Raw genomic sequence first — 20958 nt, forward strand, 5'->3', positions numbered from 1 at the left:
GTTGCCCGGTTCGATTTTCATATAGCTTCTTTGCGGTTCTTGTGATTCATCCCGTGGTTGCCGACAATCTGAACGGTGCCTGATTTCGCTCGAATGATGCCATAAAGCTCCATTTCGCCGAGCTCGCTTTCCAGTTTGCCGATATTCCATGATTCGCCCCTTTGCTTTGCGGTGTCATTCGGATTCCGTGTTTCTGATTGATGCTTTCCGGCAGAACGCGGTGTGTTAAGCATCGAGAGGATGGCCTCATGGGTGGCCGCATTGCCTCGTCTTCGGCAGCAGCGAATCGCGGTCAGCACCTCCTGTTGCTTGGCGGTGGGTTTGCTCTTGGACGTTGACGGTTGCGGCAGCGGCAGCACGGACGCACGACGTTGGGTTGCCGTATCTCCTTGGGAAGGTTGCGAAGTCGTGTTGCCAAGCAAGGGGACTTGCAGGGTGGTATCGGTTCGTTCGGCATTTGAATCGTGAGGTTGCCGTTGCGGATGATCAAAGGATTCATCGTTTTCCTTTCCCGTGCTTACGGGCCGATGTGCAATCATCGGTTTCGTTTGGTTTTCTGCCGTTCCGCTATCTGGTTTCGACAATGCTTTATTGTCAATATGCATTGCTTTCGGTGCATGTCCTCATGGCAGATGTCTTCGATGGCATTGACCGAGGTGAGGATGATGGCCCGCTGATCGCGGATCAGCCAATTGCATCCCGTATTGCCGGGGATGTTGATATTGCCCGGAGCCGCATAGACCTGGCGTCCCAATTCCGCTGCCCAATTGGCTGTATTCAATGCTCCCGATCGGCTGCGCGCCTGCGCGACGACGACGGAGGAGGCCAGGGCCGCGATGATGCGGTTGCGCAAAAGGAACCGTCTCGCCTCAGGGATGGTGTCTGGACAAAGCTCACTGACGAGTGCGCCGCCGTTGGCTTTGATACGCTCGAACAAGGGCTGGTTGCGTTCGGGGCCGATATGGTTGAGTCCTCCGGCGAACACCGCTACGGTCCGTCCGCTTTGCTCTTCGCCGATGCCGCTCATGGTGTCGAGTGCGCCCCAATGTGCTGCGGCATCGATGCCGAACGCCCCTCCGGAAACCACGAGATGCCCTTGCTCCGCGGCTTTTTTGGCCACGGTTTTGGCCACGTATCGTCCGTAATCGTCGGCGCTTCGTGAGCCGACGACGGCCAACGGTTGCGGGCAGCTCGTCAACGCCGCCGGGTCGCCGATGCCCCATAGGCACAACGGTGAGGCCCAGTCTTTTCTGATGGAGAGGTCATCGAGCTGAGTCGGCCAGAAGGGGCTGGCCGGTCCGATGATCCATTGCGATCCGTTCTTGGTGAACCATGTTTTGAGCTCGTCCATGGCATCTGACGGCAATTGGTGGAGTCTCTCCCGCCAACGTTGCAAACGATGGTGAAACGAACCCATCCCGCGTGCGTTGACTTTTCTGCCCCATTTGGCCGTTCCTGCGGCGAAAACCTCGTCGAGCCGGTTGCGGTTGGCCGTACCTCCTTGTTCGTCGGCGATCAGGCGTAAAGCGGTGGTGGCGTCGCCGGCACCTTTGATGGTGGCAAAGAGCAGGGCGTCGGCGCTGTCGATGCAGAAGGTCAGGATGGCCCGTGCCAAGGTGTCGTCATCGATCAGCGGCTTGACGGCTGCTTCTTCGCTTGAAGCGGCCGTGTTCGATGGCCCGTAGGGCGATGATGCGGCGGACGGATTCATCGATGTCGTTGTTATCGGCCCGCCGGATATCGTGGCAATGGCTCCCGTTGCCGTGATTTGGCGGGGATCCGACGAATTCACGGTCTCGTTATGGTCACTCATTATGACTCCTTCGTTCGTAGGGCGATACCCTGCATCATCTCTTCGCGGCCTGGTGTCGTTTTGCCGCCCAGGTCTGCGAGAGTCCATGCCAATCTCAGCGTTCGGTCGGCTCCGCGCAGGCTCAGCCGTTCGTTTTTCAACGCTTGGTCGATGAGGACGAGAGCGGCCTTCGAGGTGTTCGCACGCAGCCATGTTCCGGAGGCCTGCGCGTTGCAGGTCCAGTGATAGGCGGCGAAGCGCTCCTGAGCGGTGCGTCGGGCGTCGGTGACCTTGTGCCGCATCTGTTCGCTGGTGGTCTGCGGCTGCGAGCTCTGTGTCATCAGGTGTTCCACCGGAGGCACTTCGACCTGGATATCGATGCGGTCGAGGATGGGCCCGGAAAGTCTGGAAAAATACCGGATGCGATCCTTTTCCTTGCAGGTGCAGCGCGAGCCGTCACCATACCCATAACCGCACGGGCAAGGGTTGGCGGCCATGATGAGCTGGAAATTGGCGGGGTAGTAGGTCGTTCCTTTGGAACGTGAAAGCGCCACGTATCCGCTTTCCAGAGGCTCGCGCAGGGTCTGCAGCGAACGAGGGGAGAATTCCGGCGCCTCATCCATGAACAGCACTCCGCGATGAGCCCGAGTGATGGCTCCCGGGGTGGCGATGCCGGATCCGCCGCCGACCAGCGACGCCGTGGAGGCGGTGTGATGCGGGGCTTCGAACGGCGGCACATCGCTGATGCCATAATTCGGCAGGGTTCCGCATAGCGAACGTATCGATGCCACTTCAAGCTGTTCCTGCTCGTTGAGCGGACACATGATGCCCGGCATACGTGAGGCGAGCATGGTTTTGCCTGAGCCGGGTGGCCCGGTCATCAGCAGATGATGACCGCCGGCGGCGGCCACTTCAAGTGCCCATTTCGTGCGTTCCTGCCCTATGACTTCCGCCATGTCGCCGACGGGCGGAGTGAGGCTCGATTCATCCTCGTTGGCTGTTTGACCGGCGGGGATGCTGGTTTCGCAGATTCGGTATTTCGCCTCGCCCCCCATCAGTTCAATGAGCTCGCCTAGATGGCGAATGCCGGTCACGTCGAGTCCTTCGACCAGTTCGGCTTCCTCGACATTGCGCTGCGGCACGATGATCTGGTCGATGCCGTGGTCCCGGGCGTAAAGGGCGATTGGCAGAACACCTTTGACCGGGAGCACCGAACCGTCGAGATTGAGTTCGCCGAGCACTATGGTGTCCGCCAGGCAATCGTGGGGAATGACGCCGGCCGCACTCAGCACGGAAACGGCGATGGCCGTGTCGTGCGACGAGCCGCGTTTGGGTAGGGAGGCCGGTGAGAGGTTGACCGTCACCCGGGTCTCCGGCCAACTGAATCCGCTGGCTTGGCAGGCGGACTTCACCCGTTCGCGAGCTTCGCTCAGTGAGGCATCCGGCAGGCCGATGATTGAGAAATACGGCAGTCCCGGTGAGATGAAGGCCTGCATTTGGATGGCATTGGCCTTCAACCCCACCAATCCGACCGACATTGCCGTCCCGATGGCCATCAGAACGCCCCCGGTATGTGTTGGATTCTCGGTCTGTTGCCTTGCAGCAGGATCGACATGGCGTCGAAGCGGATGCCGGTTCTCCGTATCGACTTGCCGGGCCCTGCAAGCCACAGTGCTGCCGCGTGGTGGAGGTTGGCCTGTTTGTGCGGGGTAATGGCCTCCTGTGGGGTGCCGTAACGTTGCGTTCGTCGGGTTTTCACCTCGACGAACACCACGATATGGTCCGGGGTCATCATAATGATGTCCAACTCGCCGAAGCGGGTACTCCAGTTTCTGGTCAGTACGTGCCAGCCGAGCTGCGTCAGCCATGCCGCCGCATACTGTTCGCCGATGGCGCCCAGTTGCTTGGACGAAAGGTCGGGCATAGCCAGTTGCTCTTCGAGCTGTGCCAGCAGACCTTCCGAAGCCACGTCGCTCAGGTCGATGCCGCCGCCGAAGGATGCAGCGGACCTGTATTTTTGTACTGTCGAAATGTTTGTGTCCATGTATTTCAGTGTTGCATGGTTCGCGTTTTTAGCGTGTAAAAAACGGGCACGGTGGTCGAATGATAGGCCTTTTCATTTTTCTCGGCGTTTCTGTGGGTAACTCAACATGACGTAATGCGATTGTGGCTAACGTTGTGGACGATTTCGGGAGCGTGTGCGTAAGTCGTGGTCCAAGCGGTGGAAAAGTCTGCCGGCAATCATCCTCTTTGTGGAGAACCCTGTGCAGGAGATCAAAAGCATGCACGAATCCATCCACACCTTGGAATCATCGGTCGTTGATAATCAAAGATCACCGTTGAATGTCGTCGTGAAAACAGGTGCCTCGTTTGAGACTTGATAGTGAAATCGTCTTGGCGATTTGACGAAATAACAGAAATGAGGAAGTCGGGGAATGCGATATCCGTTTTCGGATATTCTGTCGCCGAATAAAACGACATAAAAATTGTCCCCATATTCCGGCGGAGCAATAAAAGACTGCCGAAATATGGGGACAATATCAATTCCAAACCGGTCAAGCTGCGAATTTCGAAATCAAAGCCGAAATGTGCAACGGACTAACCGGCGATTAATGTCGAAATCGAAGTTCAGCCGACGAGCCCGGTGAGCTCACCCAGATCAAGTTCGAAGCTCACGCCGCGATTCTCGAAATCGGGCTGGTTGCGGGTGGACTCCATGGCGTGACGCACGAATTCGCCGGCCACCTGAGCCGACTCGCCAAGCGTCTTGCCGGCCATCACCGCGCCGCACAACGCCGAGGCGAAGGCGTCGCCGGTGCCGTGGATCATGTAGGGCAGCTTGTCGTGGGCGAGTTCGACGCGTGCCGAAGCCCCGGTGCTGGCGCTGCCCACGAAATTGCGCAGCTTGCCGTCGCCGCGGTCGATGCCCTTCAATACGACGTTCTTCGCTCCCATATCAAGCAGTGCGCCGACCCAATCGGTCGCCTCGTCATCGCTCAGGTTCTGGCCCGGGTAGTCGCGTCCGGTGAGGATGGATGCCTCGGTGAGGTTCGGCATCAGCACGTCGGCGCCGTCCGCCAGCGTCTTGACGGCATCGCACATCTCGGTGGAGTAGGTCGGGTACATCTGCCCGCCGTCGCCCATCACCGGGTCGACCAGCCGCAGCGCTTTCGGGTATTCGCGGTACAAGCGCTTGATGAGGTCCACTTGTTCGGCCGAACCGAGGAAGCCGGAATAGATGCCGTCAAGATCGACGTTGACCTTCTGCCAGGCGTCGAGATAGTCGGAAAGAATATCGGTGGTGTCGTGGAAGGTGTAGACCGGGAACTTGGTGTGTGCCGAAAACAGGGCCGTCGGCACCGGGCACACGTCGCAACCGCACGCCGAAAGAATCGGAATCGCGGCGGTCAGCGAACATTTGCCGTAGCCGCACATATCGTGCACGGCAGCCACGCGGGGGATGTATTTGGGGTCGCGCTCATAGAGCGTCGTATCTTCTTGCATTTCATGACCTTTCAGAAAGTCTATGAATAATATCGGCGTCCGTCGCGGGCGGGATTGCCTGTGACGTCGCTGGTAACGACTCTAGCGCTTGTGGCGACGGACACGCCCCGTTTCGTCCGCAAGATGATGTGATGGATGGAAGTTTGCCGGGGAATAGCCATCGATTTTGCGCAGAACGGGTTACTTGGCGTCAAGATCAGGAGAAACTGATTTGATGTTGATGCCATCTAAGGCGGGAACGGGGTAAAGCACGGCATATCGTCAACGATGGTAAATGGTCGATTTTTGACTAATCTGTTGTGCAAAGAATGGCGGAATTCCTAAGAGTTTCAAGGCGTTATAGATTACCGGGATAGCGTCGCGCTTGCCGTGCGTGTCCTGCCGGTTTACGCTCAAACTTGGGATAACCATATTGTGCATTCGCGTATATCAAAGGAGCCGTTATGAGCGACGAGACCGCACCGAAGAAGTATCATTTCGAGACACTGCAGCTGCATGTGGGCCAGGAGGAGGCCGACCCCGCCACCGATGCGCGCGCGGTGCCGATCTACGCCACCACCAGCTACGTTTTCCATGATTTCGACCATGCCGAGGCGCGCTTCGCGCTTGAGGATCCGGGCAATATCTACGGGCGCCTGACCAATTCGACCGAGGATGTCTTCGAACGTCGCATGGCCGCGCTCGAAGGCGGCACCGCGGCGCTCGCACTGGCCAGCGGGGCGGCCGCGGTCGAAGCGGCGCTGCGCAACATCACGCAGACCGGCGACCACATCGTCTCCTCCTCGCACATCTACGGCGGCACCTTCAACCTGATGCGCCACACCCTGCCGCGCGACGGCATCACCACCACCTTCGTCGACCCGGCCGATCCGCAGAACTTCGAAGACGCTATTCAGGACAACACGAAGCTCGTCTACTTCGAGACCTTCGGCAACCCCAACGCCGACCTGCCTGATTTCGAGGCCATCTCCAAGATCGCGCATGCCCATCATCTTCCCGTCTTCGTCGACAACACCTTCGCCACCCCGTATCTCTTCCGCCCACTCGAGCATGGCGCGGACATCGTGGTGGAATCGGCCACCAAGTTCATCGGCGGACACGGCACGACCTTGGGCGGCCTGATCGTCGAGGGCGGCCACTTCAACTGGGCCGAGGTGCCGGGCAAATTCCCGACACTTACCGAGCCGGACCCCTCCTATCACGGCATGAATTTCTACGAGGCGCTGGGCTCCACGGCCTTCGTCACCCGCGCCCGCGCCATCTTCCTGCGCGACACCGGCGCCTGCATCAGCCCGTTCGCCGCGTGGCTGTTGCTGCAGGGCACCGAGACGCTGTCGCTGCGCGTCGAGCGTCACGTTCAGAACGCCCTCAAGGTGGTCGAATACCTGCGCACCGTCCCCGAGGTCGAATCCGTCTCGCACCCCTCGATTCCCGGCCGCATCGACCATGAGCTCTATGAGAAGTACTTCCCGAACGGAGCCGGCTCGATCTTCACCTTCGACATCAAAGGCGGCAAGGACGCGGCACGCGTGTTCATCAACAATCTGCATCTGTTCAGCCTGCTGGCCAATGTCGCCGACGTCAAGAGCCTTGTGGTCCATCCGGCCTCCACCACCCACGCCCAGGAGACGCGCGAGGAGCTGGAGAGCCAAGGCATCCACCCAGGCACCATTCGCCTGTCGATCGGCACCGAATACATCGATGACATCCTCGACGATCTGAGGGGTGGCTTCGAGGCGGTTCGTGCCTCCGGCCTGGCCAAATAAGGCGGTTGAGATACCAAGGGCGGATACCGAATGATTCCGGTATTCGCCCTTTCGCATGTTCATTTCTTCACTCGTCTCATCCTTTCGAACGATGGTGTTCAAATCCTGCGGACACGGCTATACGCTGAAAATTCATTCCTGCGCACGATGGGGGATGCGGGCGGATTCTTTTAGAATCTGAGGTATCAGACAAGCAGTGACCTCAACAAAGGAGTCCACATGAACCCCAACAGCTTCTACGGCGGCAATGCCGGCAACGAGTTCCTGAACATCATCAATCCGGACTTGGGCGGCGGCACAAACCAAGATAACCCTGCAGCCGCGCCGAATACCGACGTTCCAACACCTTCTTTCGTCCCGCCGCAAACGCAGCAGCGTCTACAACAGACAGAGGCTCAGCCCCAGCAGTATCCGCCGGTGTACCAGCAGCCTTCACAGCCAGCGCAACAGCAACAGTCGCAATTCCAACAAGTACAGCCTCAGTCGCCGTTGTTCCCGCCGACGCAGGCCCAAACTCAGCCTCAGCAGCCGGTGCAGCAGAGCCCAGTCCAGCCCCAATCTCAGCCCCAGCAGCGCAAGGAATTCGCGGTCGAAGCCATCGACCTGGTCAAGGACTACGGCAAGGGCGAGAACGTGGTGCACGCGTTGCGCAATGTCAACGTCGGTTTCGAAAAGGGCAAGTTCACCGCCATCATGGGCCCCTCCGGTTCCGGCAAATCGACGATGATGCATACGCTCGCAGGCCTTGATTCGGTGACCAGCGGTCGCGTCATCTTAGGCGGCCAAGACATCACCAAGATGAACGACAACCAGCTCACCATGCTGCGTCGCAACGAGATCGGCTTCATCTTCCAAAGCTTCAACCTGTTGCCAATGTTCACCGCCGAGCAGAACATCGTGATGCCCCTGACGCTGGCCGGTGACAAGGTCGACAGGAAATGGTTCGACACGTTGGTCGAAACCCTCGGTTTGACACAACGTCTTAAGCACCGTCCGAACGAGCTTTCCGGCGGTCAGCAGCAGCGCGTCGCCATCGCCCGTGCGCTGATCTCCAAGCCGCAGGTGGTCTTCGCCGACGAACCGACCGGCAACCTCGATTCCGTTTCCAGCGCCGAGGTCCTGAGCTTCCTCAAGCGCAGCGTGCGCGAGTTCGGGCAGACCGTGGTCATGGTCACCCATGACGCGGTGGCCGCCTCCTATGCCGACCGCGCCATCGTCTTCGCAGACGGTCGCATCGTCGCCGACGTTGAGCACCCGACCGCCGAACACATGAGCGAGTTGCTGATGGAGGAAAGCGAACGCGCCGCCCGGCAGGGGGCGGCTCCCACGATGAGCCAGTTGATGGATGGCAAGCCGAAGCACGCGCAAGTCGCCAGGTGAATCCGGAGAGTCGGCGTCGTTGAGTTTTGTATGGTCTTTTGGATTCGTTTCGATATCATGACGTCCTCGTCAAATGGCGGTAATCATGGCCGCAACATATTCAAGCAACGATTAAACCACAATCGAAACGCAGCGAACGTCCTCTTCTAAAAATACCGGCAAACGAACTTGTAGAACGAAAGCAAAAGGAACCAAAGATGTTCTCAGTAACACTTAAACTTATGAAAAAGAACGGGAAGATGCTCATTCCCGCCGGCATCGCCATCCTGATCGGCACCGCCTTCATCGCCGCGACCTTCCTGTTCGGCAACGCGATGGACGACTCGCTGCGCACGCAGCTGACCTCGCGTTTCATGCAGGCCGACTACGTGGCGATGCTCAAAGACACGAACGGCGGCGACAGCAGCACCTACAGCGATGACGACCCACCGGTCGTCGGCACTTTCAAGACCGACGAGATTGAGAAGGTGAACGGTGTCACGGCAACCCAGCCCTTGGTCTATGGCGATGGTCATGTCAAGAAGGGCGATGATTCGTCCACCACTATGTACGGTCTGGGCTCCACCAGCGACAGGCTTCAGCCGGTTGAGGTGGTAAAAGGCCATAATCCCGTCAAATCCGACGAGGCCGCCATCCCCGAGAAGATGGCCGATAAAATGCACCTGAAGATTGGTGATACGTTCAAACTTACCCTTTCTGAGGGCGGTTCCAGCAATGCGCCTAGCGCCAAGGCGACCTTGGTGGGCCTTACCAGAGACGAGAGCGGCAGCTACACCACGTATGGTGGAGTGACGCTGGTCTCTCCACAGGTGCTGACGGATCTCTACCATGTCGATTCCTTCAATGACGTTCCCTCCAATGGTCTGCTGTTCAATGTGGATTCGTCCAAGGCTTCGACGGCCATTCCGCAAGCCAAGCAGGTCCTCGGCAAGAAGTTCGCCGTCGATACCCGTCAGCATCTGGGCGACGAGGAGCTGAAGCAGCTGAGTTCCAACGGAAGCTCGCCGGTGAAGATCTTCCTTCTGGTCTTCGGCATCCTTGCCATGTTCGTGGCCGCCTTGGTCATCGCCAACACCTTCCAGGTGCTGATCGCCCAGCGTCGCCGCACGCTTGCCCTGCTGCGCACCATCGGCGCAAAGAAGGGGCAGCTTTACCGTTCCGTGCTTTTTGAGGCCGGCACTTTGGGCCTGATTGCCTCAGCGCTCGGCGTGGTCGTGGCCATCGGATTGATGGGCGCGATGAGCAAGTTCGGCGTGGCGCTGGGAGATATGGGTGCCACGATGAAACTCATCATCTCATGGCCGGTCATCGTAGTGCCGCTCGCCTTCGGCATTATCATGACGGTGCTCGCCTCCATCGGCTCCGCGCGCTCCGCCACGGCCGTGACCCCGCTTGAGGCGCTGCGCCCGATCGAGGTCACCGATACCCGCAAGGCCGGAAGGGTGCGCGGCGTGCTCGGTACCTTGATGATCGTTGTCGGTGTCGTCTGTTGCGCGCTCGGTGCCAGCAAAATTCCTGAGGTATTGACCCACACAGCCCGCAACGGCAACGATACCGAGTATGAATTTGCGTTGCTCTCCGCCATGGGCGGCTGTGCTCTGCTCTTCATCGGTCTGGCCGTCACCGCCACGTTCTGGCTGCCGGTGCTGATGCGCGGCATCGGTGCGCTGGTCGCCCACGTCGGCCCGTCCGCCAAGATAGCCGACGGCAATATCCAGAAGAACCCGCGTCGCGTCGCCGCCACCGGCGTCGCCCTGCTGATCGGCGTCACCTTGGTTTCGACCATCGCCACCGGCGCGGCCTGCGGCAAACAGACCATGGATTCCACGCTCGACGCCCACTACAGCGTCGACATGGCGGCGGAAGGCAATGGACTGAGCCAGCGCACCGCCGACAAGGTCGCCAAGATCAAGGGCATTTCGGACACGTTCTACGCGCCCACCGCCACGGCGAACATCAAGAACGAGGGCGCTGATCACGATTTCAGCGTATTGCTGGTCGCGGTCAACGACAAGCAGGCCCTGCAGAAGGTGCTGCGTACGGATATCTCTTCCGGCACCATCGCCCCGGGCACCGTCCTTGCTCCGCTTTACAACGCCCAAACCGGCAAGAAGCTCAACTTTGCCAACAACTCCGTTACCCTTCGACAACGTCGGCAAGGATGGTTCCAAGAACCATGTCGATTTGCCTGCGATGAAGGTCAAGCAAGTTGATTTCCGCAGTATCACCAGCATGTATTCCATGGTCGTTTTCGTCGACCAGTCGACGCTTACCGGCAGCAACGTCAAAAGCGACGGACACATGCTTTTGACGAAATTCGACATGAACGCGTCAAGCGTTGCGGATACGTTCGCAGCGGTGCAGGATGCGTTGGGATCCACCGATGGCGTCAACATCTCCGGCCCGATTTCCGAGCGCGTCACCTGGGACACGCAGATCGACACCATCATGAGGGTGCTGGTCGCCCTGCTCGCCGTCGCCGTGCTCATCGCGCTGATCGGCGTGGCCAACACGCTGAGCCTGTCGGTGATCGAGCGCACCCGCGAATCGGCCACCCTGCGTGCCATCGGCATGACACGCGGCCAGCTGCGTCGCTCACTGGCCTGCGAGGCGCTCCTGATCGCGCTGGTCTCCGGCGTGGTCGGCGTCATCCTCGGCACCGCCTTCGGCTGGCTCGGTTCCTACATGGTCTTCAGCCTCTACGGCAAGACGGCCTACCTCTTCGACTGGAAGTTCAACGGCATCGTCCTGCTGATCGCCGCCCTGGCTGCGTTGGCTTCGAGCATCTTGCCGGCCAGACGTGCGGTGAAGACCCCGCCGGTCGAGGCGCTCGCCGAAGCATAGACATCTGGCGAGTGCGACAGGCATCCGCCTCGTAACAGTCGCGGTCCGTTCGATACTGGTATTCCAGTCTCGGGCGGACCGCTTTTTCGTTGGAAGAGCTTGCGAACGATAGCGTAAAAATGCTGACGGGAGCACGGAATGGCAATCATCGATAGATTGTGTGTAATGCTGTGCTCTTGCGGGACGGAAACGAATTCCGCATCTAAAAAGTGTCCCGTGCTGTGATTTCGTTCCGTGCGTATGGAAGGAATGGCGGAATTCGGGGATTCTCGAATCTGGAGTCGTTGATTTGAGTAGTACGGAAACCTGATTTCGTGGAATAAGATTTTCCGTGCTAACAGTCAGACGAGCTTGTTGTCGTAGGCGAAGACGACGGCCTGAACGCGGTCGCGCGAATAGGTTTTCTGCAAGATATGAGCGACGTGAGTCTTGACGGTGGGCAGGCTGATGCACAGTTTGTCGGCGATCTCCTGGTTGGACAGGCCATGCGCGATTTCGACCAGGACCTCGCGTTCGCGGTCGGTCAGTGTATCGGCCGCTGGGTCGTGGTAGGGAAGCGGTGTGTTGCTGGTGTCTTGCTGCGAAACCTGGGTGTTAAGGTTGTCGCCATTCAAACCATTGAAGTAATCGCTGCCGTTCGGTTCTGAGGCGGAACCGATGTTGGTTGTATTATTATTGCTTCCGCTGTGGTAACCTCCGACATTGTTTGTATTGCCGTTATTTTGAGCATTTCCGCCATTGTCGGCATTGACGGACCTTTTGCCGCCGCGCGCGTTGCTCCCAACTCGCCGTCGACCATCTTCTCGATAAGCCGTTTGGTGGCTGTCGGGGCGATGATGGCGTTGCCTTGATAAACCGTTCGGATCGAGGAAAGCAGTGTCTCCGGTTCGGTGTCTTTCAACAGAAACCCTGAGGCTCCGGCGTCGATGGCGCTCATCACGTATTCGTCGAGATCGAAGGTCGTCAAGATGATGACGTGCGTTTTGGGGACGTCGTTGCCTGCCTCGCGTTCCGCATCGATGATGAGCCTGGTTGCCTCGATGCCGTCGGTGCCGGGCATGCGCACATCCATCAGCACCACATCCGGCTGGAGATCAAGACTCAGCGACACCGCTTCGGCGCCGTTGGAAGCCTGCCCGACCACCTGCATATCGTCCTGTGAATCGATGACCATGGCGAAACCCGCCCTCACCAGCTCCTGATCGTCGGCGATAAGGACTTGGATAGGCGCTGTTTCACTCATACTTGCAAGGTTAGCAAGACGCGGCGGCAAAGCTTGAGGCTATATGATCAATAATGCTACGAAATATCACCGCAGATGACTTCTTATTTCGATGATTTTTTGATCACGAATAATGGTCAATGGTGATAAATGAAGGAAGTCTTGCCTAGTCTTCTTTGCTTTTCATCCCTGTGATAGGGTGCAGCAGCGGTTGGGAGACGGCCGGGTTGTCGTCGCTGCCGCCGGTTTCGCGCAGCACGCGCAGCAGTGAGCGCATGTGGGCCAGCGACTCGCGTCCCTGCTCGCCGATGGAACGGAACGCCTCGACGATGGCCTCCGAGGAGGTAGCGACGCCTGCCGCCGCGTCCCGGTCGAGCATGGCGATGCCCGCGTCGGCCTTGTCGATGACCACGGCCAACGTTTCGCTGACCTCGCCACGGATCTGCGCCCCGATGCGCTCGCGTTCGTGGTTGGCCGCCCGAACCTGCGTTTTGATTCCGCTTCCAACGCCTGGTGTCGGGCCTCGAGCACCATGGCATTTGTGCCGCTGGCCCGCACCCAAAGTGCGGCTCCGATGGCCACTGCGCATATCGCCAGCGCAAGGAATATGAACCCGACGATTTCGTGAGGATAGCTGCCTCGTGTCCCGTAAACCCCGGGGTATTGCTGCCGGTTCATTACCCAATCGACCAGCGTCGGATAGCCGACGAACGAACCGCTGAAGCGGATACCGAACATCACCGATCCCGCCACTGCGGCTATGCTTGCCCAGCGGCGGGAATGCCCCTTGCCGTACAGGCACACCGAATAGAGCGATATCGGTGCGTAGAACACGGCGGATGGTATGTCCTCGCAGAAAGCACAGCGAGAATGTCGCCGCAACGACCATGACGGCTGCCGCGGTTTGTGGGAAACGCCGGCGAAGCGCCAGGGTTGCAAACACGACCAAGCTGACGACGATATCCGCGATATTCAGCACAAGTGTGGAAGCGTGGGCCGAGGTGCCGAGCATCATGATGTGGCTGCCGTCGTCGTATCGGAACGTCATCACGCTCCAAGAGAAGATGATGGCCATCAGCGCCAACGCGATGATGGCGTCGGAGAGTACATAATGTCTCGCGAAGAATTCCGATAGGCGTTCAGCCCAGTTGAGGCGAGCCGCAGCCTGCTGGGTTGCCGGTTCCGCAGTGGAGCCGTTTGCGTGTGCCTGGAGATTGAAGCGGCGGGAACGGTGATGGACCTCGATGCCGTTTGGTTGTTGTTCGTTTGCTTCGAGGCTTTGAATCCCATATGGTTCTGCATTACGTTTGGTGGGTGTCGCATTGCATGGTTCGTCGTCGGCGAGTCCGGAATCCAGTGGTTTCCTGTAAACCGAACTCGTAACTGCCTCGGCGGAAATGCGGCCGGCGGATTTTTTTCTCTGCTTGTGACTGCGATACTGCTTGGGATAATGGTTTTGCCGGCGACGGGGATGCTGTTTGAAACGAAGGGTCTGCCTGCGACGTTGGTGTCGTTTGAGGCAAAGACCTGGTTTGCGATGACTGCGCTGTGTCGGTCGGTGATGTCGCTTTGGACGGCGATGCCGTTTCGGATGATGCCTTTGAGGTTCTGTCAAACGGCAAATCTATGTCGACCTCGAAGCCGCCTCCCACGCGAGGTCCGGCGGCAACTATTCCGCCCACGGCCTCGATGCGTTCGCGCATGCCGGTGATCCCGTAGCCGGGTCGATGCCCGTCAAGCGTTGCCGCGGCGCCATTGCCGTTGTCGCGCACGGTCAAATGCAGACCGTTATCGCTCCAAGTCTCCTTGACTTCAACGGTAACGCCTTTGCCGGCGTATTTGCGGGCGTTGGTCAGCGCCTCCAGCACGGCATGGTAGATGGCGGATTGCGCCTTATCGCCCAGTCGTTCCGGTTGCGGGCTGGTGTTGCCGCCGACAGTGTGTATTACGTTTCCGTTGGTGGTCTGTGCGGTTACATTGGCTTGCTTGACAAGCCCCGCAATATCGCCATACCCGGCGTGCGAGATTCCGCCGAACGCGCTTAAAAGCCCGTCCATATCATGCTGGGCGCGTTGCGATTCATGTCGAATGGTCTCCATGATTTCCCGCGCTTTTGCCGGGTCTTTCGCGCCTGCGTACCTGCCGCCGTCCGACTGGATGATGATGGTGGAAAGCGTGTGGGCCACCATGTCATGCATGTCGCGGGCGATGCGCGCGCGTTCGGCGGTGCGTGCGATGTCGAGATTCTCCTGTTCGCGTGCGGCCAACGCCTCGTTACGTTCGCGCAGCAGGACGCGGTGGCGAGCCTTATCCGTGAGCGATAGCCCATGAAGCAGGCGGCGACCAGTACGGTGACGATGCAGACGAATAGGAAAAGTGCGGTGCCGAAAAGGTTTGCGCCGCACGAGGGGGTAAGGCCGGAAGTATAGGCGGTATGGCAGGAATAATAGACCCAACTTTCCGAATCGCCTGCATGCATGGGATTGTACAGAGGGCCGATCTCCATGCCCCAAGCGATGATCGGAGCCGCCGCGCCGCCGATGACGAACGCCAGAACGATGAAGGCCTTGCTGTGCGACGGGTCGCCGTAGACGATGACCGAATACAGCATCACCACGGCGAGAATGTCGCCGAAGACGTAGCCCGGCCCGGTGAGCAGCTGCAGGACGGCGAGACCCGCGAATGCCAGGGCGGCGCCCTGTGGGTAACGGCGGCGGAAGACGATCGGCACGATCAGCGCGCACGACCATACGAACTGCCAGCCCTCGCTATAGCTGACCCACAGCCCGCCTTCATCGGTGGTGGTGCTGACAAGCGCGAAAAACAACGCGACGAGCGCCAGCAGCACATCCCCGACCAACGGGTTATGCGCCAGCCACTTGCCGAACCGCCGTATCTTGTTCATGGTTCCAAGACTATCGCAGGACAATCGCCTTCGGTATCGTACTCGGGAATGACGTTTGGTTTTAAGCCTGAGAAATCTCAGGGTGAACGTATTTCGAGGGTTTGAAACCGATGAACGCAACCTTCCTTTTGGGTTTTATGTTGAAAGGCTATTCCAATCAAGGAGAACTATGTATAATGACAGCGAAGTGTATTTCATATATGATATTTATTAGTCGAATAATGGATGTTTGTATGGAATACGAAACATGGTCGTTGTACAGTACACCCGAAGGGTTGCCGAAGTTCAAGGGAGAGATATGACTTTACTGGCAAAATATTATGTACCTGGACTTGCTGTGGAAGACCATTCCCTCAAGGTGCCGCTTGACTGGCGTGGCAATGAACCTGGCAAAGGATTCACGGGCGAGTCGCTGAGCCTGTTTTATCGCGTGGTCACCGCTCCGGAGCATGTCCATGACGATTTGCCGCTGCTGATTTTCCTGCAGGGTGGTCCCGGCGGTGCCGGCCCGCGTCCGTTGAACCCGTCGAGCGACGGATGGATTGCCGAGGCCATCAAGCATTTCCGTGTCATCCTTCCTGATCAGCGGGGCACGGGGCGTTCCTCATGCGTCGATTCGAACGCAATGCAACGTATCGATGGTGCGCGCGCCCAGGCGGAATATCTCAAATGTTTCCTGGCAGGCTCCATCGTCCGCGATTTCGAGCACCTTCGCCTCACGGAGTTCGGGGGCAGGAAATGGGTGACGTTGGGGCAAAGCTACGGAGGGTTTCTCACTCTTGCCTATCTTTCTTCGTGTTCCGAAGGGGCGATCGCGAGCTTTACCATGGGCGGTATCCCGCACATTCCGGCCAACGCCCGCGAGGTCTATGAACACACATTCCCGAGGATGGCCAGCAAAACGCATATATATTATAGCCGCTATCCGCAGGATATCGAGCGTGTGGCAGCTGTGGCCGACCATATCATTGCGGCTAAAAGGAATTCCCCGGTCACTCTGCCCAATGGCGATCCGTTGACCGTCGAGCGCCTGCAGACCCTGGGCAGCGATTTCGGTATGCAGCCCAGCCCGGAGCGCCTGCACTGGTTGGTGGACATTGCGTTCGCCGCCGGAGACGGGACGGCCAACAGCCATTCCCCGCTGTCTGACCAGTTCCTTGAATCCGTGATGGAAGCGACATCCTCCACCCCTCTGTATTGGCCGTTGCAGGAGTTCATCTATGCTGATGGCGAACTCGAGAAGCCAATCGGATGGGCGGCTCAGCAGGTGCGTGACGAGCATCCTGAGTTCGATGTCGATCGTCGGCCGCTGTTGTTTACCGGCGAGGCGATGTTCCCGTGGATGTACGACCAGGAGCGTGCGTTGCGTCCGTTCAAGCCCGCGGTCGAGGAGCTGATGGGCGATACCCGTTTCGGCAAGGTCTACGACGCCACCCAGCTGGGTCGTAACGAGGTCCCGCTTCAGGCCGCGGTCTATTTCGATGACATGTACGTCGATTCCGGCATGCAGCTCGACACGCTTTCGCGCGTGGGCAACTCGCACGCCTGGGTTACCAATGAGTATCAGCACGACGGCATCCACCATGGCGGAGCGGTGTTCGACCATCTTTACCACGAGGCCCTCGACCGAGGGGATTTGCAGGGGCTGTTCTAGAACCGTCGTTCCATGTGCTGTGGCACCCTGAAAACAGCTGTATCCTACAGAAAAGAAATATATGGAACCATCGTTGACATGGCTTGACGAGCCGCAGACGTTCAGGATCAATGAATTACCCGCGCATTCCGATCACTGCTGTTACGCCAATATTCAGGAGGCGGATGAAGGCCGGTCGAGCCTTGTCCGCGTTCTTGACGGCCAATGGCGATTCTCGTACGTGGACAATCCCGCGCTTATCCCGGATGGGTTCTATCTGCCGGATGCCTCGAGCGAGGGGTTCGGGCTTATCGAGGTTCCCGGGCATATTGAACTTTCCGGTTATGCGCAAGTCGAATACACCAACACCGCTTATCCGTGGGAAGGTTCCGTTTTCAGGCGTCCTGCGTACACGACCCCGCCGGAAGATCCGCAGGCAGGCAGTTTTTCGCAGGCGAAAGACAACCCGGTAGGTCTCTATCGTAATATATTCATCCTTGACGGAAGCTGGGCCGAGCGTCCGCTGCATATCCGTTTCGAGGGGGTGGAACGTGCGTTTTACCTGTGGTGCAACGGGCAATTCGTAGGGTATGCCGAGGATTCGTTCACTCCCAGCACTTTCGATCTGAGTCCGTATGCCCATGTCGGTGAGAACCTCATCGCCGTGGCGGTTTTCCGGCATTGCACGGCCAGCTGGATCGAGGATCAGGATTTCTTCCGTTTCTTCGGCATCTTCCGTCCGGTGAGCCTGTTGTCGCTTCCTGAAACGCATGTCGAGGATCTGGACGTCAGGCCGGTCCTGAAAGACGATGACCATACCGGCGTGCTCAACGTCGGTGCCAGGCTAACGCCGGTGCAAAACGGGTCCAAGGTGACGATGCAACTGGCCGATTGCGACGGCAACGTCATCGTCGACGAAACCATCGACGCGCAAGGGGAAACCAACTGGCCGGCTTGCATCGTTAAAAACCCGCATCTGTGGTCGCACGCCAATCCCTACCTGTATCGTCTCACGCTCACCGTGTTCAATGCCGAAGGCGAGATTGTGGAGGTTGTGCCGCAGGCCGTGGGGTTCCGGCGCATCGAGATCGGCGCCGATAAGGTCGTTCGTCTCAACGGCAAACGCCTGCTCCTGCTCGGCGTCAACCGCCACGAATGGAGCGCCACGCGAGGCCGTGCCATCACGCAGGCGGATATGGACGCCGATATGGCCGCCATCAGGGCGAACCATATCAACGCCGTGCGCACCTGCCATTACCCCGACCGGCTTGAATGGTACCGGATGTGCGACGAGGCCGGAATCTACGTGATGGCCGAAACGAATATGGAATCGCATGGCACCTGGCAGAAGCTCGGCGGCGAGGACGGCTCCTACAATGTGCCCGGCAGCTTCCCACAATGGCGTGAGATGGTCATCGACCGCGCCCGCACCCAGTACGAGACGCTCAAGAACCATCCTTCGATTCTCTTTTGGTCGCTCGGTAACGAATCCTACGCCGGCGAGAACATCGCGGCGATGAACGAGTATTACAAAAAGACCGATCCGACCCGACCGGTGCACTATGAAGGGGTCGTTCACAATCGCAAGTACGAGGACCGGATATCCGATTTCGAAAGCAGGATGTACGCGACGCCCACGGACGCGGCCAAATATCTCGAAAGCGACCCGAAAAAGCCGTTCGTCCTTTGCGAATACATGCACAGCATGGGCAATTCCGTCGGCGGTCTTCGCGCGTATATGGATCTGTTCGACCGCTACCCGCAATATGCCGGCGGCTTCATCTGGGACTTCAAGGACCAGGCCATCGAGGTTACCGATAGCGTCACCGGGCGCAAGGTGATGCGCTACGGCGGTGATTTCGACGATCGGCCCACCGAACGCCAGTTCTCCGGCGACGGGTTGCTGTTCGCCGATGGAAACGAAAAGCCCGCGATGCAGGAAGTGAACGAGGAGTATGGCAGATATGACCGATAACGTACGCATTGTCATCGATGAAGAGATGATCGGCCTGCATGCCTGCGGCCGCGATTGCCTGTTCGATTACCGCACCGGCCTGGTCTCGTTGAAAACCGGAGGCAAGGAATGGCTGTATAGCGCCCCGCGTCCGGCGTTCTGGAGAGCGACGACCGACAACGACCGAGGCAACGGGTTCTCATGCCGTTCGGCGCAATGGGTCGGTGCCGACCTGTTCAGCACGGCCGGACGCCCCAGCCTCGAAGTCGACGGCAAACCGGTCGTCATTCCCTACACCCCTGCGGACGGAAGCACGGGAGGACAGCTGTATGCCTCTGTTGCCTCGCTGTGCTATACGTTCACCACGCCGACCGTTCCGGCCACGACGGTGGATGTCCGCTATACGCTTGATGCTGCGGGGAATCTGACGGTGGCCGCGCACTACCACGGCCAAAAAGGGCTGCCGGAACTGCCGGCTTTCGGGCTGCGTATGGTCATGCCGACGCCGGCCACCGGTTTCACCTACTTCGGCCTGCCGGGCGAGACCTATCCCGATCGGCTCGGTGCAGGCAAGAAACAGCTTGTCGCCGTCGTTGGCCTGCCCGTCACCCCATATCTGGTGCCCCAGGAATGCGGCATGCATATGGATACCGACTGGGTGCGTGTCGAACGGGAAACGACGCTCAACAACGCCGACGCCGCCATCGCGCCGTTCAGTCTCACCTTCGCCTGCCTTGACAGGCCTTTCGCGTTCAGCTGCCTGCCGTATACCCCGCTGGAACTCGAGAACGCCACCCATCAGGAGGAACTGCCTCCGGCAAGGCGGACGGTGATGACGATATACGGAGCCGTCCGAGGCGTAGGCGGTATCGACAGTTGGGGTGCGCCTGTTGGCGAAAAGCATTCGATAAGCGGCAAGAAGGACATCGACTTTTCCTTCGTTATGCGACCGTAATCCCGTGCGGATGCAGGCCTGCGGGTTCCGCTTGCTTTTCAGGCTTTACCGTGGGGTGCGGCGAGGCCATTCATGCCCTTCGACGTATAATATCGACATCATCATCGAAAGGTTTGGATATGAAAGACTTGAACAGCGTAACGGTAGGATTCATCGGCTTCGGCAACATGGCGCAAGGCATCGCCAAAGGTCTGGTCAACGGGGGAGTGATCGACGGATCGCAGATCGTCGCCAACTCCGGCCATTTCGACAAGGCGCAGACCGCCGCATCAGCCATTGGTGCCAAGGCCACCCATAGCGCCGTGGAAACGGTCGCAGCCGCCGATGTCGTCATCGTCGCCGTCAAGCCCGGTCAGATTGAAACGGCGCTCGCCGATGTTCTGGATGAGCTCAAAGGCGCAAACAAATTCGTCATTTCCATTGCCGCTGGCCGCAACCTTGATTACTATCAAAGGCTTCTGGGCGATGATGCCCATGTGCAATGCGTGATTCCCAACACGCCCATCGAAGTCGGTCAGGGCATCCTCGTCACCGAAAACGCGAACACGCTCGCCGATTCCCAGCGTGAGACTTTCGAGGCGCTGTTCTCGTCGATCGCCTTGATCGAACGGGTCGACACCCCGCTGATGGACATCGGCTCGTCCGTGGCCGGCTGCGCGCCCGCCTTCACCGCCATCTACATCGAGGCGCTTGCCGACGCCGGCGTGAAATACGGCCTGAAGCGCGAGACCGCCTACCGTCTCGCCGCGAAGATGACCGAAGGTGTCGGGGCGCTTTACATGGCCACCGGCACCAATCCCGGTGCGATGAAGGATGCGGTCTGCTCGCCGGGCGGCACCACCATCAAAGGCGTCACCGAGCTGGAAAAGCAGGGCTTCCGCGGAGCGGTGATTTCCGGGGTCGACGCCATCCAGAACGGCTGAATAAGCCGGGACCGTGCTTGTCGATTCCTTAAGATTGCGACATTGTCGGTTTGAATCATGTTTTATTGCATGACTGGTAT

13 protein-coding genes and 4 pseudogenes are annotated in these 20958 nt (G+C 58.9%); 7 read left to right on the plus strand and 10 right to left on the minus strand.

Annotation, left to right across the window (positions count from 1 at the left end; translation table 11 throughout):
- Positions 1–17: 17 nt before the first annotated feature.
- The 5 genes from OZX74_RS03275 to OZX74_RS03295 all read right to left on the minus strand — a co-directional run bounded on the left by OZX74_RS03275 (position 18) and on the right by OZX74_RS03295 (position 5296).
- Positions 18–539: a hypothetical protein gene (locus OZX74_RS03275; protein ID WP_277157114.1), complete on the minus strand. Its 522-nt coding sequence runs from the start codon at positions 537–539 to the stop codon at positions 18–20.
- The gene (locus OZX74_RS03280; protein ID WP_277157115.1) at positions 536–1813 is read right to left on the minus strand and encodes a DNA-processing protein DprA; all 1278 of its coding nucleotides are present in this window, start codon (positions 1811–1813) and stop codon (positions 536–538) included. Before OZX74_RS03280 ends, OZX74_RS03275 begins: the two co-directional genes overlap by 4 nt.
- The gene (locus OZX74_RS03285; RefSeq protein WP_277157116.1) at positions 1813–3348 is read right to left on the minus strand and encodes a YifB family Mg chelatase-like AAA ATPase; all 1536 of its coding nucleotides are present in this window, start codon (positions 3346–3348) and stop codon (positions 1813–1815) included. The genes OZX74_RS03280 and OZX74_RS03285 overlap by 1 nt, the downstream gene beginning before the upstream one ends.
- A complete protein-coding gene (locus OZX74_RS03290; RefSeq protein ID WP_277157117.1) occupies positions 3348–3836 on the minus strand; it encodes a YraN family protein in 489 nt (162 codons plus the stop codon). The genes OZX74_RS03285 and OZX74_RS03290 overlap by 1 nt, the downstream gene beginning before the upstream one ends.
- Before the next feature lie 584 nt (positions 3837–4420).
- Positions 4421–5296: a pyridoxamine kinase gene (locus OZX74_RS03295; protein WP_277157118.1), complete on the minus strand. Its 876-nt coding sequence runs from the start codon at positions 5294–5296 to the stop codon at positions 4421–4423.
- Positions 5297–5739: 443 nt separating this feature from the next.
- Between OZX74_RS03295 and OZX74_RS03300 the strand changes: the two genes are divergently transcribed.
- From OZX74_RS03300 to OZX74_RS03310, 3 genes and pseudogenes are all read left to right on the plus strand, one after another.
- Entirely contained in the window at positions 5740–7062 is a 1323-nt protein-coding gene (locus tag OZX74_RS03300) for an O-acetylhomoserine aminocarboxypropyltransferase/cysteine synthase family protein (protein WP_277157119.1), read from the plus strand.
- Between the two features lie 531 nt (positions 7063–7593).
- Positions 7594–8442 carry an ABC transporter ATP-binding protein gene (locus OZX74_RS03305; RefSeq protein WP_277157403.1) on the plus strand — a complete coding sequence of 283 codons (849 nt, stop codon included), beginning with the start codon at positions 7594–7596 and terminating at the stop codon, positions 8440–8442.
- A 197-nt stretch (positions 8443–8639) separates the two neighbouring features.
- Positions 8640–11286: pseudogene (locus OZX74_RS03310) on the plus strand (FtsX-like permease family protein).
- 341 nt (positions 11287–11627) lie between these two features.
- Here the strand turns inward: OZX74_RS03310 and OZX74_RS09105 are convergent.
- The 5 genes and pseudogenes from OZX74_RS09105 to OZX74_RS09115 form a co-directional block, all read right to left on the minus strand.
- A pseudogene (locus tag OZX74_RS09105) lies at positions 11628–11813 on the minus strand (LuxR C-terminal-related transcriptional regulator); the annotation flags it as partial.
- A 257-nt stretch (positions 11814–12070) separates the two neighbouring features.
- Positions 12071–12529: pseudogene (locus tag OZX74_RS09110) on the minus strand (response regulator transcription factor); the annotation flags it as partial.
- Between the two features lie 145 nt (positions 12530–12674).
- Positions 12675–13583, minus strand: a complete 909-nt coding sequence (locus OZX74_RS03320; RefSeq protein ID WP_277157120.1) for a hypothetical protein — start codon at positions 13581–13583, stop codon at positions 12675–12677.
- A 226-nt stretch (positions 13584–13809) separates the two neighbouring features.
- Complete coding sequence (locus tag OZX74_RS03325; RefSeq protein WP_277157493.1) at positions 13810–14607, minus strand: ATP-binding protein; 798 nt, start codon at positions 14605–14607, stop codon at positions 13810–13812.
- Positions 14608–14610: 3 nt separating this feature from the next.
- Positions 14611–15258 (minus strand): annotated as a pseudogene (locus OZX74_RS09115) (histidine kinase dimerization/phosphoacceptor domain-containing protein); the annotation flags it as partial.
- Between the two features lie 453 nt (positions 15259–15711).
- On the opposite strand from OZX74_RS09115, the gene OZX74_RS03335 reads away from it, so the two are divergent.
- The 4 genes from OZX74_RS03335 to proC all read left to right on the plus strand — a co-directional run bounded on the left by OZX74_RS03335 (position 15712) and on the right by proC (position 20878).
- Complete coding sequence (locus tag OZX74_RS03335; RefSeq protein ID WP_277157121.1) at positions 15712–17067, plus strand: alpha/beta fold hydrolase; 1356 nt, start codon at positions 15712–15714, stop codon at positions 17065–17067.
- 61 nt (positions 17068–17128) lie between these two features.
- Positions 17129–19021: a glycoside hydrolase family 2 TIM barrel-domain containing protein gene (locus OZX74_RS03340; RefSeq protein ID WP_277157122.1), complete on the plus strand. Its 1893-nt coding sequence runs from the start codon at positions 17129–17131 to the stop codon at positions 19019–19021.
- The gene (locus tag OZX74_RS03345; protein WP_277157123.1) at positions 19011–19955 is read left to right on the plus strand and encodes a beta-galactosidase small subunit; all 945 of its coding nucleotides are present in this window, start codon (positions 19011–19013) and stop codon (positions 19953–19955) included. Before OZX74_RS03340 ends, OZX74_RS03345 begins: the two co-directional genes overlap by 11 nt.
- A 119-nt stretch (positions 19956–20074) precedes the next feature.
- Positions 20075–20878 (plus strand): pyrroline-5-carboxylate reductase, encoded by an 804-nt coding sequence (proC, locus tag OZX74_RS03350; RefSeq protein ID WP_277157124.1) that lies wholly within the window; start codon positions 20075–20077, stop codon positions 20876–20878.
- Positions 20879–20958 lie beyond the last annotated feature (80 nt).

Source organism: Bifidobacterium sp. ESL0798, assembly GCF_029395415.1.
In the GTDB taxonomy this organism is placed as follows: Bacteria; Actinomycetota; Actinomycetes; order Actinomycetales; family Bifidobacteriaceae; genus Bifidobacterium.